The sequence below is a fragment of the Acaryochloris thomasi RCC1774 genome, from assembly GCF_003231495.1.
Lineage (GTDB): Bacteria > Cyanobacteriota > Cyanobacteriia > Thermosynechococcales > Thermosynechococcaceae > RCC1774.
Map to the genome: position 1 here is coordinate 17746 of NZ_PQWO01000022.1, position 14564 is coordinate 32309.

Annotated in this window: 17 protein-coding genes; 9 read left to right on the forward strand and 8 right to left on the reverse strand. The window is 50.0% G+C overall.

The window, feature by feature from the left end; translation table 11 throughout:
- The first annotated feature begins 211 nt into the window (after positions 1-211).
- Both C1752_RS23000 and C1752_RS23005 read left to right on the forward strand, forming a co-directional pair.
- Positions 212-640, forward strand: a complete 429-nt coding sequence (locus C1752_RS23000; protein ID WP_110988396.1) for a hypothetical protein — start codon at positions 212-214, stop codon at positions 638-640.
- Between the two features lie 68 nt (positions 641-708).
- Positions 709-1203 (forward strand): DUF427 domain-containing protein, encoded by a 495-nt coding sequence (locus C1752_RS23005; protein WP_110988397.1) that lies wholly within the window; start codon positions 709-711, stop codon positions 1201-1203.
- Between the two features lie 17 nt (positions 1204-1220).
- Here the strand turns inward: C1752_RS23005 and C1752_RS23010 are convergent, their stop codons facing one another.
- Positions 1221-1562, reverse strand: a complete 342-nt coding sequence (locus C1752_RS23010; RefSeq protein WP_146242412.1) for a hypothetical protein — start codon at positions 1560-1562, stop codon at positions 1221-1223.
- A 132-nt stretch (positions 1563-1694) separates the two neighbouring features.
- The gene (locus tag C1752_RS23015; protein ID WP_110988399.1) at positions 1695-3326 is read right to left on the reverse strand and encodes a cation:proton antiporter; all 1632 of its coding nucleotides are present in this window, start codon (positions 3324-3326) and stop codon (positions 1695-1697) included.
- A gap of 124 nt (positions 3327-3450) precedes the next feature.
- On the opposite strand from C1752_RS23015, the gene C1752_RS29760 reads away from it, so the two are divergent.
- The 3 genes from C1752_RS29760 (at position 3451) to C1752_RS23025 (ending at position 5213) form a co-directional block, all read left to right on the forward strand.
- Positions 3451-3807, forward strand: a complete 357-nt coding sequence (locus C1752_RS29760) for a PDDEXK family nuclease (protein WP_274704534.1) — start codon at positions 3451-3453, stop codon at positions 3805-3807.
- Entirely contained in the window at positions 3723-4022 is a 300-nt protein-coding gene (locus tag C1752_RS29765) for a Uma2 family endonuclease (RefSeq protein ID WP_274704535.1), read from the forward strand. The genes C1752_RS29760 and C1752_RS29765 overlap by 85 nt, the downstream gene beginning before the upstream one ends.
- Before the next feature lie 102 nt (positions 4023-4124).
- Positions 4125-5213: a hypothetical protein gene (locus C1752_RS23025; RefSeq protein ID WP_110988400.1), complete on the forward strand. Its 1089-nt coding sequence runs from the start codon at positions 4125-4127 to the stop codon at positions 5211-5213.
- Here C1752_RS23025 and radA read toward each other — a convergent pair.
- The gene (gene radA, locus C1752_RS23030; RefSeq protein WP_110988401.1) at positions 5210-6685 is read right to left on the reverse strand and encodes a DNA repair protein RadA; all 1476 of its coding nucleotides are present in this window, start codon (positions 6683-6685) and stop codon (positions 5210-5212) included. The two genes, C1752_RS23025 and radA, sit on opposite strands and share 4 nt — an antisense overlap.
- Positions 6686-6844: 159 nt before the next feature.
- Between radA and rpaB the strand changes: the two genes are divergently transcribed.
- The 4 genes from rpaB (at position 6845) to C1752_RS23050 (ending at position 10677) form a co-directional block, all read left to right on the forward strand.
- Positions 6845-7576 carry a response regulator transcription factor RpaB gene (gene rpaB / locus C1752_RS23035; RefSeq protein WP_110988402.1) on the forward strand — a complete coding sequence of 244 codons (732 nt, stop codon included), beginning with the start codon at positions 6845-6847 and terminating at the stop codon, positions 7574-7576.
- Between the two features lie 72 nt (positions 7577-7648).
- A complete protein-coding gene (locus C1752_RS23040) occupies positions 7649-8563 on the forward strand; it encodes a glycosyltransferase family 2 protein (RefSeq protein ID WP_110988403.1) in 915 nt (304 codons plus the stop codon).
- A 53-nt stretch (positions 8564-8616) separates the two neighbouring features.
- Complete coding sequence (locus tag C1752_RS23045; protein ID WP_110988404.1) at positions 8617-9183, forward strand: hypothetical protein; 567 nt, start codon at positions 8617-8619, stop codon at positions 9181-9183.
- A gap of 108 nt (positions 9184-9291) precedes the next feature.
- Positions 9292-10677 (forward strand): serine/threonine protein kinase, encoded by a 1386-nt coding sequence (locus tag C1752_RS23050; RefSeq protein WP_110988433.1) that lies wholly within the window; start codon positions 9292-9294, stop codon positions 10675-10677.
- 74 nt (positions 10678-10751) lie between these two features.
- Here C1752_RS23050 and C1752_RS23055 read toward each other — a convergent pair whose 3' ends face one another.
- The 5 genes from C1752_RS23055 to C1752_RS23075 all read right to left on the reverse strand — a co-directional run bounded on the left by C1752_RS23055 (position 10752) and on the right by C1752_RS23075 (position 14402).
- Entirely contained in the window at positions 10752-11468 is a 717-nt protein-coding gene (locus C1752_RS23055; protein ID WP_233501841.1) for a PEP-CTERM sorting domain-containing protein, read from the reverse strand.
- A gap of 225 nt (positions 11469-11693) precedes the next feature.
- Positions 11694-12212, reverse strand: coding sequence for a pentapeptide repeat-containing protein (locus C1752_RS23060; protein WP_110988406.1), 519 nt, complete (start codon positions 12210-12212; stop codon positions 11694-11696).
- A 120-nt stretch (positions 12213-12332) separates the two neighbouring features.
- Positions 12333-13082 carry an SDR family NAD(P)-dependent oxidoreductase gene (locus tag C1752_RS23065; protein WP_110988407.1) on the reverse strand — a complete coding sequence of 250 codons (750 nt, stop codon included), beginning with the start codon at positions 13080-13082 and terminating at the stop codon, positions 12333-12335.
- Entirely contained in the window at positions 13079-13816 is a 738-nt protein-coding gene (locus C1752_RS23070; protein ID WP_110988408.1) for a DUF4079 domain-containing protein, read from the reverse strand. Before C1752_RS23070 ends, C1752_RS23065 begins: the two co-directional genes overlap by 4 nt.
- A gap of 151 nt (positions 13817-13967) precedes the next feature.
- Positions 13968-14402, reverse strand: a complete 435-nt coding sequence (locus C1752_RS23075; protein WP_110988409.1) for a DM13 domain-containing protein — start codon at positions 14400-14402, stop codon at positions 13968-13970.
- Positions 14403-14564: the final 162 nt, after the last annotated feature.

Genomic DNA, 14564 nt, shown 5'->3' on the forward strand with positions numbered 1-14564 from the left:
GAAATACTGGCTTAGCATCCACCACTTCTCATAGCTCCTGCAAGGGCTTTAGGCCTCTCTCATCAGATGTTTAGACTTGCCTCAGTAGAATTTAGGGCTGGCTCAACATAATCAAAGAGCCATCAACGCCAAAAAGAGTTGACAGAGTATTTCTTCATTGATACAGTACATACGTACTAGCCCAGCCGAGATCTACAGCAGAGGAATAGTAATGCACGCTAGAATCGCCCAGCCACAGACGCCTCAAGACTATGTGCTGACGAAGATCAACCATATCTATGATCGCAATCGCAAATTGCGCCTAGCGAAGCGTCATCAGGTGATTCTGCGACATCGCCGACGCTTGGTTCGGGCCAGAGCAAAGTTCAAGCAAGAACTCGATAGAGCGCTACACCCTAAAACGCAGCAGGGCTTAGGGGTCGCGGTCAGTCTCGACGAACGTTACCTAACACAGCCGGGCTTTATCGCCTATTTTGAGTTTGAAGGTCACTGCTGGATGCTGGCTCTTCAGCAGAAGTCCTGGCATAGCGAGTGGTTCTTCAAACGCGAAGATCAGTCCTCCGTGACCCGATGCAGCTCACGTACCCTTGAAGCCGCACTCTGCTATGCCCTCGGTCAGTCTCGTCATCAAGCTGCTTAGGTTTCCTCGCCAGCACCGATAAATTCCTTTAATTTGAAGACAGTGTTGTCTATACAAAGGATGGGCCTGTGCCTACAGCTCGCATTGAACCCGGTCCCGGCCAAGAATCTGTCTGGGACTATCCGCGGCCACCGCGCCTAGAAGATTCTGATAAGCATATTCAGATCAAATTTAACGGCGTCATGATTGCCGATACCCAGCGGGCAAAGCGGGTTTTAGAAACCAGTCACCCCCCGGTCTACTACATCCCATTAGAGGACATGCAGCAAGAGTATCTGCAGCAGACGAGTCGTTCAACCTTCTGTGAATGGAAGGGATCGGCATCTTACTACACGCTTGCGGTAGGCGATCAGGTTGCTGAAAACGCCGCTTGGTTCTATCCCAATCCCACAGAGAGATTTGCTTCAATCCAAAACTATGTGGCAGTCTACCCGAGCCGCATGGAAGCTTGTTATGTCGATGGTGAAACCGTACAGTCTCAACCCGGAGACTTCTATGGTGGCTGGATTACCGAAGATATTGTCGGTCCATTCAAAGGCGGAATGGGGACGTGGGGTTGGTAGCGCTTGTTTGCAACCCTTTAGCAGATCGTCTGCTTGTCGCCTGTGGTGATGGCGTGGGCAGATGCGATCGCATCCACAATATGTTCGTGGCCACGCACCTCGATCCGCTCTCCTAGCTCATACTTAGAGTTTTTAGTCTGTGCAAAGACCCGTCCTTCTGTATCAGAAGCGTAGCTCTCAACCAGGGAGGTAAGGATTCTCATTCCAGTCGGATACTTGGGATGACGACTGATGACGCCGCTAATCACGACGTGCTCAGTGACCCTAAGTTCAATCCAGTTATCAAGCTTGGGTACACTAAGTAAGTCCTGCTCAATAGGCTGTAGGGGCTGATCGAAAAAGGCAGTTGTTTCGTTCATCGCATTGCTCAAACTAAGGTGGAATTGCTCTAGCATTGATGCTTGCACCAGCAGTCAATGCTGTTCATAGACTACCCATAGCTTTTACTTGAACAGTCAGTGAAATCACGGAATCCCTTATTGAAAGGGACTCTAGGGGTCATTGGCTCCATCATTACCTTTGAGGGAAGACTCTCTCGAGCTTGCTTCAACGATCGTCACAGGGATGGGGCTAGACTCAAGGACAGCTTGAGACACAGACCCCACAATCAGATTCTCCCAGGCTTGATGCCCTCGTTTGCCGATCACGATATCGCTCACCCTGTATTGCTGGGCCGTGTGTACAATCACGTCTGGAATCGGTCCGTCGAGGATATGAAATCGATGTCGAACATCTAGTAACAATCGCTGGCTGAGGCTCTGGAGAGCTTTGAGGTCATCGGTCTCGTGGGCCTGAGCGATATGGAGAACCATCACTTCACCATCGCTACGTCGGGCCAGTTCTGCTGCCTTAGCTAAGACTTGGGGAGCCAGAGGTGAAGTATCCACAGCTGCCATCAGAAGCGGACGCGTCTGGACCGCAACCTTTGTCGGATCGACAGGGTCTTTTGAGAGAAGTTTGGGGGCAAAGGTGGGAATAGCCCAGGCTCCGAATGGGGCTGTTGTGAGGATAGAAAGGGCTGCGATCGCAAGTATCACTTCCCCACCCTCAATGCCTTGACTCAAAGGGACTGCTCCAATGGCCGCCTGCACCGTTGCCTTGGCCGAATTCCCCGGCAGCAGGAATAGCTTTTCCCGCAGCGTCCAGTTACTGCCCCACGTTGAGAGGAACCAGCCAATAGAGCGTCCTAGCAGCAAGCCAACCACAAGTATTAATAGCCCTGGCAACAGAGTATTTTCCAACGCCCGAATCTGAATGCTGGCCCCTAAAAGAACAAATAGGAGGATTTCAGCAATGCTCCATAGATTGTTGAATTCCAGGCGTAGGCGTCTTGCAAGGGGCGGGTCCAGCTCAATCAAGAAAAATCCGAGGGCCATCGCTGCTAAGTACCCTGAAAAGTAGGGCAGCTTTTGAGCCGCTAGCACCATCAGCAATGCTGTACTGGCGGTAATTAAGAGATCATGAACGGCGGTCTGGCTCCAGTTTTGACGGACCAAGATCACAATCATCAGACGAGCGGCCAAGTACCCCAGCGCGATCCCTAAGACAATCTGACCTAGTACCTGCACCGGCAGCAGCCAAGCTGAGCTAGCCGCGCTCCCTGTAATCACGGTCAGCAGCAGACTAAACACCAGCAGCACCAGCACATCAGAGAGGGCGCTCCCCGTCAAAATCGCATCGGGAATTCCTTTGGCAACCCCAAAACCGAGGCTCTTGAGCCGCAGCATCCCTGGCACAATCACGGCAGGGGATTCGGCCCCCACAACACAGCCCAGCAAGAGGCCTGTGACCCAGTCAAACTGAAACAGCACCATTGCCAGCGTCATCACAACAGTGGCTTCTGCGATCACCGGCAGCAATCCCAATCGGAGAGCGACGGTGCCCTGCTGCTGTAGTTTTTTGCGGTCTAATCCTAAACCCGCCCGCATCAAGATCACCATTACGGCAACGGTGCGTAGATCGTCAGCGCTATCAAGGACGCTGGAATCGAGGACGTTGGCTAACTCTGGTCCGAGGCCAATACCAGCTAGAATCATGCCGATTAAAGGAGGCGCTCCGATTCGGCGGGCGAGTTGCCCTGCGAAAAATCCTGCTAGGAGAATCCAGATGGCGCTGCCTAGCATAAAGAATTAATCAGGGTCACAAGATAGGTGAAAGCGTTTGGACAGGTCACATACACCACTAGGCTGTATCGGTATATTGGATAGTATCAATAGTAACCGTTTGTCCTTTTGGAGAAAGTAGCCGATGCTGATTACCTCCAAACCGAATCAAAAACTAACGCTAGAGACCTACCTTACCTATGAAGATGGCACCGATGTTCTGTATGAGTTAGTCGATGGAGCACTCATTTCAATGGGGTTAGGTAGTGGTCAGCATGGGGTCATCATCAAGTTGTTAGAGCGTCATTTTGATGCTGAAATTGAGCGATCGCAAAAAAACTGGGTCGCACTCTCTCAGGGAACCCTTGGTCTTCAATCCCCCGAGGAGGGCGGTGGGACACCTCACGGATTCCTGATGTGGCTGTTATCACGAAGGAGCAGTGGCGAGAGCTGCAGCAACGAGAGGCAGTTATTCGACTCAATGAATCACCTCCAGTCTTAGTGGTCGAAGTTGTGAGTGAATCAACCAAACGCACAGACTATCGAGCCAAGCGCGCTGAGTACAGCGTCCTAAACATTTCTGAGTACTGGATTGTTGACCCTTTAGTAAAAACGGTGACGGTCCTGACGTTGGCAGACGGATGGTATGAGGAACAGGTCTTCGTCAAGTCTGAGGCTATTATCTCAGATACTACCGACGCTTGCCCTTACGCCTGAAAGTGTTCTACAAGACGTAAGCCGGTGAACGTAGCGATACTGACTTTCTGTAGAGGAAAAATTTTTGGTTTAGGATCATCTCATTAGCAACTCTTTTCCTTGATGGCATCCCCTCTCGTCGTATACTTCAACACAACATGGGACTATACAGCACACCAACCTCTGCAAGAACTGATTGATACTGGTATTGCTACCTCGATCTATGAGTATGATCCGGCGTTCAAGGGGCAGCAGCTATATTTTTGCTATCGCTGTGGATACCCGTGCTACAGGAATCCCACAGAGGGGGTTTCTGTAAATCCGAATAAACGTCCTTTCTTTGCTCACTACAGTATTCCCAATCATCCTCCTTGTAAGCTGCGCACCAGCCAGGGAGAAGGACAAAGCTACTCCTCGGAAGTAATTAAGGGCAAAGCGGTCGAAGATCAATGTCTGACAATTATTGATAGCTGGTGTTCTCTACCTGAAGAGCAAGAGCTAGCAGAGAATGAAAGCAGTCAATATTCGGGAACGGTGGAAGATGAGTTTGGTCCTCCAGCTTGCAAACCTATTGTCCGCTACCTGGGTCTACAGGAGCTAACTGAGCGAAGAATTTATTCAGTACAATACATCGCTTGGCATCTTCACCTCTTCATTGATCGGGACATTCAGCTACCGGAGTGCTTGCATTCAAACCTGTTCCAAGATGCATTCATTCATGCATCCGCTGTATTCAGTTTGGAGACTGGAACACCAGGCTTGTATTGGGGACGTGTAAGGAGTTTGATGTGGATTGGGGAATTTTTATACATCGCCTTTGGCTATGACACTCACTGCTTCTACCTTGCTATTTCAAAAGAGAATGTCAAAGCGAGAGGCTGGAGCGTCGACTATTTGCAAGGCAGATATATTGTTGCGGCAGGTCAGCTAGCAGAGTCACTACTGCTTCAGGACAGAGAAGAGCAGTTTTATTCTTCAAGAGTCTGCCGAGTTGTGGAAGCTCAGGAGTGGGGCGCATCTGGAATTGTCAGCAGGAAAGAAGAGCGATTTCTACCCTCTATTGACGTTGAATGGGTTGATCCAGCTATTTTCCCTAACAAAACTCCTATCACAAATGAAGATGTTGCCAGAAGCCGAGAGAAACGACTGAAAACGTTTGACGTGATGATTAAGCTCGTTGAGAAGATATTCAAGCCCCCAAGCAGTTTTTAACTTTTCTGTTCTACTTGAGAGCCAGACTTCAGCGCCGCCACGATCGCATCGGCCACTCGAGACACAGGAATAATCTCAATATCAAGATCGGGAAACGATTGTCCTTTGGGAACAATCGCTTTCTTAAAGCCCAGCTTCAGCGCTTCCTTAAGGCGCAGCTCCATTTGCGAGACCGATCGCACCTGCCCCCCCAAACCCACTTCACCAATGATCACCGTCAGCGGATCGACAAGCCGATCTCTAAAGCTGGCTGCAACCGCGATCGCAACCCCTAAATCCGCTGCAGGCTCCGCCACATTCAACCCCCCGGAAGAAGCCACATAAGCGTCAAGCTTCGAGAGCGGAATGCCCAAACGCTTCTCTAGCACCGCCAAAATCTGCAGCAGCCGGTTATATTCCAAACCCGTCGTGGATCGGCGCGGAGAACTGTAGCTCGTCGGGCTTACCAATGCCTGCAGTTCCACCACAATCGGGCGCGTCCCTTCGCAGGCCACAATCGTAGCGGTGCCCGGAGCTACTTCATCACGATCGCCCAAAAATAATTCTGATGGGTTAGGGACTTCCCGCAATCCCCGATCCATCATCTCGAAAACGCCGAGTTCATGGGTGGCTCCAAAGCGATTTTTAACCGATCTCAGCAGCCGATGGTTGGCGAACCGTTCGCCTTCGAAGTATAAAACCGTATCGACGAGGTGTTCGAGCACTTTTGGACCTGCGATCGCACCTTCCTTAGTCACATGCCCCACAATAAACAGCATGATATTTTCCTGCTTCGCCAACCGCATCAGGGCCGAAGTACATTCCCGCACCTGCGCCACAGACCCCGGAGAAGAAGTCAGAGACGAAAAATAAAGCGCCTGGATACTGTCAATTACGGCAACCTGAGGCTTCAGAGAATCAAGCTCTTGCAAAATCGTTTCCAGATCCGTCTCAGGCAGCAAGTAAAGGTCAGGGTTCTCAGCAGCAGACTCACCAGCCCCTGAAGAATCATGGTTCAGCACCCCTGCTGGCTGGACGCCAAGGCGCTGAGCACGGAGCTTCACCTGCTGCCCCGACTCCTCAGCGCAGACATAGAGAACACACTGACGCTGACTCAGTTGATTCACAATTTGCAAAAGCAGCGTTGATTTTCCAATACCCGGATCGCCCCCAATCAGCACCAGGGAACCCGGCACAATTCCACCCCCCAGAACCCGATCAAGTTCTAGATAGCCTGAACTAAATCGCTGCGTTGGATTATCAGCAATTTGAGCCAGCGTTAAAGCCGATACCGCCTGCGGTGGAGCTGGAGCACGTCGCTTTTTTGAAGAGCGCTGATTAACCAAACGCGCACCGTCTGTCGTTGAAGTTATGGGTTCAACGACCTGCTCTACAAGCGTATTCCAGGCATGGCAGGCCGGACATTTACCAAAGTATTGGGGCGAAGATGCACCACATTCTTGACAAACATATTGCGATCTTGATTTAGCCATACACTTCGTAATAAAAAACGAAATCTTAAATATTCCTGAAACGATTATGCCTAAAGGAGTTTATCGTTTTCAACTGACATTAATGTCATGGTAACTTAGGGTAAGCGATCAAAAATTTAACCTTTTGACAGAACTTGAGATGAAGGAGTATTAAAAAAATTGGACTCGAATAAAGAAAGAATACTCGTTGTTGACGATGAAGCCAGCATCCGCCGGATTCTCGAAACTCGACTGTCTATGATTGGCTATGATGTCGTGACCGCCGCCGATGGTGAAGAAGCCATCGAAACCTTTCATGACGCCATCCCCGATCTAGTGGTGCTAGACGTGATGATGCCGAAGCTAGACGGCTATGGGGTCTGTCAAGAGCTGCGTAAAGAATCTGATATCCCGATCATCATGCTGACGGCACTGGGTGATGTCGCCGATCGGATTACAGGTCTGGAGCTAGGGGCCGATGATTATGTGGTTAAGCCTTTCTCTCCCAAAGAGCTAGAAGCTCGCATTCGCTCCGTGCTCCGTCGCGTGGGCAAAAACGGTGCGCCAGGAATCCCCAGCTCCGGTGTGATCGGGGTTGCCAACCTCCGCATTGATACCAACAAGCGCCAGGTTTACAAGGGCGATGAGCGCATTCGTTTAACTGGCATGGAGTTCAGCCTCTTAGAACTGTTGGTCAGTCGATCCGGCGAAGCCTTCTCTCGCTCCGAAATCCTGCAGGAAGTTTGGGGCTATACTCCTGAGCGTCATGTGGACACGCGGGTAGTGGATGTTCACATTTCACGACTGAGGGCCAAACTCGAAGAAGATCCGAGCAATCCAGAACTAATTCTCACCGCTCGGGGAACGGGCTATCTATTCCAGCGGATTATCGAAGCAGGCGAAGTGGGCTAACCTCTATCACTCTAGGCAAGATCTAAATTTTGCGGTGCGATATCCTGGGGCAAGCAGCGTTCAGTTAGGCATTTGTTTTTTAGCGTCGTTATTCCTACCTATAACCGTCTGCCCATTCTGCAGAAGTGTTTGAAGGCACTTGCTCAGCAAGATCTCGCTCCTGAGCACAGCTATGAAGTCGTGGTCGTAGATGACGGGTCAACGGATGACACCGTTGTCTGGCTCCGACAAGAAATGCCTGATATTCAGCTCTACGAACAGGCCCATAAAGGACCGGCTGCCGCTCGCAATCTTGGGGTTCAGAAGGCCGACGGCGACACTATTATTTTTATCGACAGTGATTTGGTGGTCACTGAAGCTTTCTTGTCAGCCCATGCCCTTGCTTTGACGACAGCTCAAGCAAGACTGAGACATGAGCGGATTTTTACCTACGGTCGGGTTATCAATACCTGCAACTTTGACGAGCCGACGACCGAGCCTTATACGCTGACTGATTTTTCTGCGGCCTACTTTGCGACGGGGAATGTTGCTATTGCCCGTCACTGGCTAGAAAAAGCGGGCCTTTTCGACGAACAGTTTCAGCAGTATGGCTGGGAGGATTTAGAGCTGGGCGTCCGGCTCAAAAAGTTAGACCTCAAGCTGATCAAAGTTCCTGAAGCCGTTGGCTACCACTGGCATCCACCCTTTTCGCTACAGGAAATTCCAAAGCTGATTGACCGAGAAATGCAGTCAGGCCGGATGGGGCTATTGTTTTACCAAAAGCATCCCACTTTGAACGTGCGGATGATGATTCAAATGACCTGGATTCACCAACTCCTGTGGGGAAGTTTGACCTTAGGGGGCAGATTAAACGAAAAAACCCTAGGACCGCTGCTCCAGTGGCTCATCGATCGCGGGAAATCTCAAATGGCCTTGGAAGTGGCGCGCATTTTCTTAAACTGGTACAACCTCAAAGGGCTCTACGCCGCAAAGGCCAAGCTAGAGTAGATTTTATCGTGATAGCATATGGGCCTTGCCGAATATACGTTTTCAAGAGAATAATGGAGATCACGTTTAAGCCTGCACCTCTGCGTTCAGCCCAGAGCTGGCTTCTATCTGGGAAAATATTAAGGACGCCGAGTGGTCAGCAGATTGATCTTTCGCAGTTGATTGGGGGGCACTTCACCGATCTACCCTCCAAAAGATTCTGGATTTCGGAGTTTCAGTTATCGACCGAATCAGACAAAGTTTCGATCAAGTGCAACGACGTGAAAACGGGCATTCAGCGCCACAACTATTACACATTGGTTTTTGAGGTTGTTGAGTGTCTTAAGCTCCATAACCCAAATGTAAGAATCAGACGAGGCACCAGCCGCCTGTTCAACATCATGTTTGCAGCTATTGGCCTCATTCCCTTGGGCTTTGGCCTCAGCTTTATCATTAGTGCATTACAGAATGGTAACGATGGGTTTGGGATCGGCTTCGGCGTCTTTTTCCTGTTGCTCGCGGCTTTTATTGTCTGGTGCGCCTCACCGTGGCAAAAGCCACCTGTTTCTACACCTACTGAGCTTCAAGAATGGCTCCGCAGCTGGGTTGGGGGGCGACCAGACGGTCTGCCTCCGGGCTGAGTCATAAATACAAACTCTCGTGTGCATCCTATATGCAGAAGCATGGGCGGCTTGTCTAATGATCAAAGCAGTCTCTTGCATCGGTGCCGTTGAGAGTTGGAAACCACCGTGTTTGACCACATACACACCACAAACGATGTTGTTGCTGGACGCTACCGTATTGTTAGCTCCCTCGGCCAAGGCAGTTCTGGAACGACCTATGAAGCAGAGGACGTGCAAACCTATCAGAGAGTCGCTCTCAAAGTCATGTCTTTTCGGGGAATGCAGGGCTGGAAGCAGTTAGAACTATTTGAGCGTGAAGCTCAAGTTCTTTCCCATCTTGAGCATCCGGGAATTCCGCAGTATCTGGACTACTTCCAGGTTGATAGTGACCGCGATCGCCTCTTTTATCTCGTACAGGCTTTAGCACCGGGTCGATCGTTGGCTGCGTTAGTCGAGAGAGGTTGGCAGTCAACAGAGGCTGAGACGAAACGGATTGCCTCTGAGGTGCTAAATATCTTGATCTATCTACATGGCCTGACGCCACCCATCATTCATCGAGATATCAAGCCCCATAATATTATTCGTGGTCAAGATGGCTGCATTTATTTAGTGGACTTTGGCTCAGTACAGGCCGTGCTAAGTCATGCGACGGCCCACGGCAGTACGATTGTGGGTACCTACGGCTATATGGCACCCGAACAATTTCGTAGTCAAGCCTATGGTGCAACTGATCTACATGGGCTAGGGGCAACACTAATTTTTCTGCTGACCGGCTGTCACCCAGGAGACTTACCGCAAAAGCGTCTCAAGCTTATGTTTCGAGACAATTTGCAGATTGAGATCAAACCTCACTTTGCCAGTTGGCTTGAACAAATGACTGAGCCCATTGCTGAGGAGCGATTTATCACAGCACAGAGAGCCCTCGCAGCCCTCAAAAGTGTTCACCTTGAAAAAAAATCTCACGATACCTCCAGCGCTGTAGAGCCGTCTGATAAACCTCCAGGTAGTCGCATTCAACTTAAAAGGACTCAAACAAAATTTGCTCTTAATATTCCACCCATTGGTCTGCAAACAGAAACTTTTTTTATTGGAGCGACAATATCTGTACTGCTTTGGAATGTTCTTGTGCTGCTCAAAGCCAACAGTGCTCCACCGGGTGGGGGAATGAATTCGTCTATTTTGATCTTATGTGCAGTTCTGCTCTCGGTCTTGGGGCTAAGGTTCTCGGCAGTGGCAATCTTCGAGCTGACGGGGCGCACTCGTGTCGAGATGAACGAGCAACAGTTTCGAATTAAATGGCAGACCCTATGGTCCGGAAGACAAGTGTTGGGCAAGGTTTCCAATCTAAGCAAAGCTGTACTGCAAGCTTCATACACCAGAGGGTGGCGTCAGGTTGATGCCTGTGTCTTGCCAGCAACGCCCCTGCCTCACAAGTTCGGTGAGATGCTTACGAATCCAGAGAAGAAGTGGATTGTTCAGGAACTCAATGCTTTTTTAGAGGAGCATCACTAGCTTGCATTCCTGAAGTTAGCCTAAAGATAGGCTGCTGCCATAAGCAGCAGCCTTCATCAAAGCATTGTCTGTTACTAGGCTTCTTGTGTAGCGGCCTTCTGAGACCGTCGCGCCCTGCGCTTCAGAAAAGCTCCAGCGCCGAGCAGCAAAGCGGAACCTAAGATGGTTGTTGGCTCCGGTACTGCTGCTGTGGCTAGCAAAGCCTGTGAGTTTCCATCTGTGGGATCGATTCCAAAGGAAGAGTCAGCAATCGTAGCATTTCCGACGGTTTCCCAGCCTGAGAACTCACCCGTTTCAAAGCTACCGTTTGTGCCTAAATTCAGGTTATCCACCAACAAAGCGGAATCAACAACCGTGTCGCCGACATCTACGACACCGAGGCCCAGCGTGTAGTCCCCATCTGCAGGCAGAATGAAAGAGAAGGCATTGAAGCCTGTTTCGCTATTAAAGCTAACATTGTTTCCCAGCAACGGAAAACGCGAGTTGGTGTCTGCAAGGGTTGAGTTGCCATCGGGGAAAAGTGAAATGAAAGCAAAGTCGTTGAAGGACGAAGGCGTGCTTTCGTTCGTAAGGAAGTTCCAGTCAAATGTTAAGGTTTGTCCGGTAGTCCCTGAAAAAGTCTGTTTAATAGCGGAGCCTTCGGTTGCATCACCATTCCCCAGACCATCGATCGTTCCTGAAGTGAGTCCCAAAAAAGATTCAATATCGGTGTCTGAGACAGCTTGAGCGGTGGCCGATGTTGCGGCTAAACCGATCAGTGATAGGGTTGCGATCGCAACTTTAAAGCTCATAAAACTCACACCAAGATTAGCCATTATAAATTTCAACTCTGAACGCAACAAACACTCAAGTACATCACCGATGCACCACTAAAAATGCAGGTCTATGACCAACAACAAAACATGCTTACTTCAGCCTGAATTTTACAGAACAGCAGTGCCGCAGTTATGTATTTTTAGATACAAGCAAGATTGTCTTAAGATTGCTTTTGCGCATCCTTCTGGCTTTTTGAGAGCCTAACGACACCCTAGACTTTCTCTGGTATCCATACCTGTTGAAGGATTGACACCATCCGCCGTTTCACAGAGCATTGTGACCTGCATCCGATCAATCAGGGCATCAGTGAAATCGGCCCCTGTAATATCCGTGTTGTAGAAAATACTGGAGGTGAGCAAGGCATTTACAAACAGAGCATTGCTCAAATCAGCATCATTGAAAATGACGCGATCGCCAAACGCCTCCGACAGATCTGCACCACTCAAATTTGCCCGCTGGAAGACGGCCTGGGTCAAAATCGTAGCCGACAGATTCGCTCCATGAAAATCAGCATTCCGCATATCGGCCCCAGCAAAAGAAGTGCCCGAAACATCCTTATTCGAGAAATCGGTCGCCTTTAAATCGGCCAGCGTATAGTTGACGTTGCGTTCATTTGCCGCCCATCCAGGCTGGGGCTGGAGCCAGCCAAAGCTAACTAACCCTACTAAAAGTACGGTCCAAACGAGAGGTGTCAATCGAAACTTACGCTGGGGAATCATCTATCACTGCCGGAGTTGCTTCCTTCGTAACTTACCATTCTGAAGGAATGGGTATAGCCGTTCTTGAGAGAGAACCAGAGGAATAGAGAGGCATGAGATTTATAATTGGTGCTGAATGGCTCACCAGGGAAGAGGGGTACCGTCCCAGGAGAAAAACTGGCCGCTATTATCGATGTCTAAGCTGTCTAATACAGTCAGCAGTTGCGTAACGGTGCGATCGATAGAAAATAGTTTCTCGGGAGGTACGCTGCGCTGAAAAGGTTCTGATAGCTTGGTATCCGTTGTTCCTGGATGGAGCGTCACGATAATGGTGTGGGGACTCCGGCGTCGGTATTCAATCGCCGCCGTTCGCATAAACATATTGAGAGCCGCCTTCGAGGCTCGATACCCATACCAGCCCCCCAAACGGTTATCGCCAATGCTGCCAATTTTGGCCGAAATCGTGGCAAAGGTGCTGCGATCGCGATGCTTCAGCAACGGCAGCAAATGCTTTGCCAGCAGGGCTGCTCCAATGCTGTTGACTTGAAAATAGCGCGTTAACTTTTCTGCATTAAGCTGTCTAAGCCCCTTCTCTGGCGCTAGCTCTCCCTCATGAAGAATGCCCACACAGTTAATAACCCAGTGCAGATAGGTGCTCTCCATCTGAATTTGTTCGCAGCACTGGGCAATTTGTTCTTCCTGGGTGATGTCAACGGACAGGCAGTGTATCCTCGGCTCCTGCTCTGCCAGCGTCAGCAGTCCTGCAGCGGACGCGGGTGATCGATAGGTCGCATAGATCTTTGTAATCTGTGGCTTTTGCAGCAGATGGTGGACAAAGCCTAGACCAATACCCTGGCTAGCACCGACCACTAAAGCATTGGACTCACTCATACTAGAGGCGGACTCGTGAGCGGAAGCTGGCTGTTGGCATCAGGGCAGGTTTGCTGTTCAAAATCACAGCGATAGATATGAGGCTTCTGCCAGCTCAGTGGAATTTCTAATAGATCACGGGTGCCCGTCAGCCCCTGCCCGAGGAAGAGCAGTGTGGCAAAGCAATTGAGGGCAATATGAATCCGTCGCCATGTTTGAGAGCGATCGCGGTAAATCTCTGGCACAATTGCCAGCGAGATAATCATCAATACAGTGGCTGCAATGCCGTAATAGAAGTGCGATATGAACCACTCATTATCGCGGCGAAAAATACCGTCCTGAGCGCCCAAAATAATGATACCTAGACTACTGAGCGTGGCAAAGATAGCTCGCCAGTACCAGGGCTTAGCACGGTACAAAAGCACCAGCGTGGCAATAGTTGCAGCAAACATCAAGCCAATAAAAGCAACTTTGAACGGCTCCTTTGTCCAGAGCGTTTGATTAATGATATTGCTGCTGATCGGGTGAGCCATGCCGATCAGAGAGAGGCCCGTCACTAGACCCGTGAGCCAGCGGCCAAGCTGAAGATGCTCTGGACCGACGACCGGAGCAATCTTGCTTTTGCCCCCCGCAGCAGACTGCAAGCGACGCGTTCGCGTGAGCCAAGCTCGATTCAGAACCATCCCAATCAGCGGGAAAACTACGGCCACAGCAAGGGCTGGATGCAGCAGCAGAATTATGTCGTCTATCGCCATCGATTTTTCAGTCTCCTTGCCCGTTGCAATATAGCCATACTAAAGGCATTCTCCCCTTGCCTGCCTGGACTCGCAAGTCTAGCGGCGTCTAGGCAACCTCAACTTCAGCGGGCAACCGTCGATCGATTGATTTCAGCGGTCTCTAGTCCCACTAATTTTGGAAAGGCGCATAGCCAAAAGTGACGTTGAATTCACGGCACCAGACGACGGCAGATTTAAAGGTCGAGGGATCAACATCAGCGGGAATTTCGTACACCTGCATTCCGTTAACCTTTTGGAGATCTCCTAGATTGACATAGTCTGTTTCGGCATAGCTTTCGGGAACCTCGGATCGATGGAGAAGTACAAATAGATCAGGCCCCTCATGGGACTGGAATGCGTCATCAAAGACAAGATAATTTTTACCCTCGTTGGTCACAATGTGAGCCTTCCCCTCTGCTGGATGATCGACGCCCACGAAGGTTCCAGCCTGTTGGGCTTGGCCCTGGTTGGCAGTGGCAGGTTGCGAGAGGGTAATGGCTCCAACACCACCAAAGGTAAGAATAGACACTAAACCGATGGCCGCAACATGATTAGCTGAACGCATTTAATATTCTCCGAATGAATGCATATTGCTACCTTAACGGCCGCTTCCCAAGTTTTTCCTGGGTTTCATCTAAGGTTTTACTGAAATCTTTCCTGGGAAGTTGTTGATTCTACCCTCATCTCATTCTCAGTTCATTGCATGATACTGAGCTTAAACTCAGAA

What these genes read in the sequence shown, in the direction of transcription:
- C1752_RS29760 (WP_274704534.1), top strand. Translation starts at nt 3,451, where the DNA reads ATGCTGATTACCTCCAAACCGAATCAAAAACTAACGCTAGAGACCTAC.
- C1752_RS23010 (WP_146242412.1), bottom strand. Translation starts at nt 1,562, where the DNA reads ATGAACGAAACAACTGCCTTTTTCGATCAGCCCCTACAGCCTATTGAG.
- C1752_RS23000 (WP_110988396.1), top strand. Translation starts at nt 212, where the DNA reads ATGCACGCTAGAATCGCCCAGCCACAGACGCCTCAAGACTATGTGCTG.
- C1752_RS23070 (WP_110988408.1), bottom strand. Translation starts at nt 13,816, where the DNA reads ATGGCGATAGACGACATAATTCTGCTGCTGCATCCAGCCCTTGCTGTG.
- C1752_RS23015 (WP_110988399.1), bottom strand. Translation starts at nt 3,326, where the DNA reads ATGCTAGGCAGCGCCATCTGGATTCTCCTAGCAGGATTTTTCGCAGGG.
- C1752_RS23060 (WP_110988406.1), bottom strand. Translation starts at nt 12,212, where the DNA reads ATGATTCCCCAGCGTAAGTTTCGATTGACACCTCTCGTTTGGACCGTA.
- C1752_RS23065 (WP_110988407.1), bottom strand. Translation starts at nt 13,082, where the DNA reads ATGAGTGAGTCCAATGCTTTAGTGGTCGGTGCTAGCCAGGGTATTGGT.
- C1752_RS23025 (WP_110988400.1), top strand. Translation starts at nt 4,125, where the DNA reads ATGGCATCCCCTCTCGTCGTATACTTCAACACAACATGGGACTATACA.
- C1752_RS23045 (WP_110988404.1), top strand. Translation starts at nt 8,617, where the DNA reads ATGGAGATCACGTTTAAGCCTGCACCTCTGCGTTCAGCCCAGAGCTGG.
- C1752_RS23055 (WP_233501841.1), bottom strand. Translation starts at nt 11,468, where the DNA reads ATGAGCTTTAAAGTTGCGATCGCAACCCTATCACTGATCGGTTTAGCC.
- radA (WP_110988401.1), bottom strand. Translation starts at nt 6,685, where the DNA reads ATGGCTAAATCAAGATCGCAATATGTTTGTCAAGAATGTGGTGCATCT.
- C1752_RS23075 (WP_110988409.1), bottom strand. Translation starts at nt 14,402, where the DNA reads ATGCGTTCAGCTAATCATGTTGCGGCCATCGGTTTAGTGTCTATTCTT.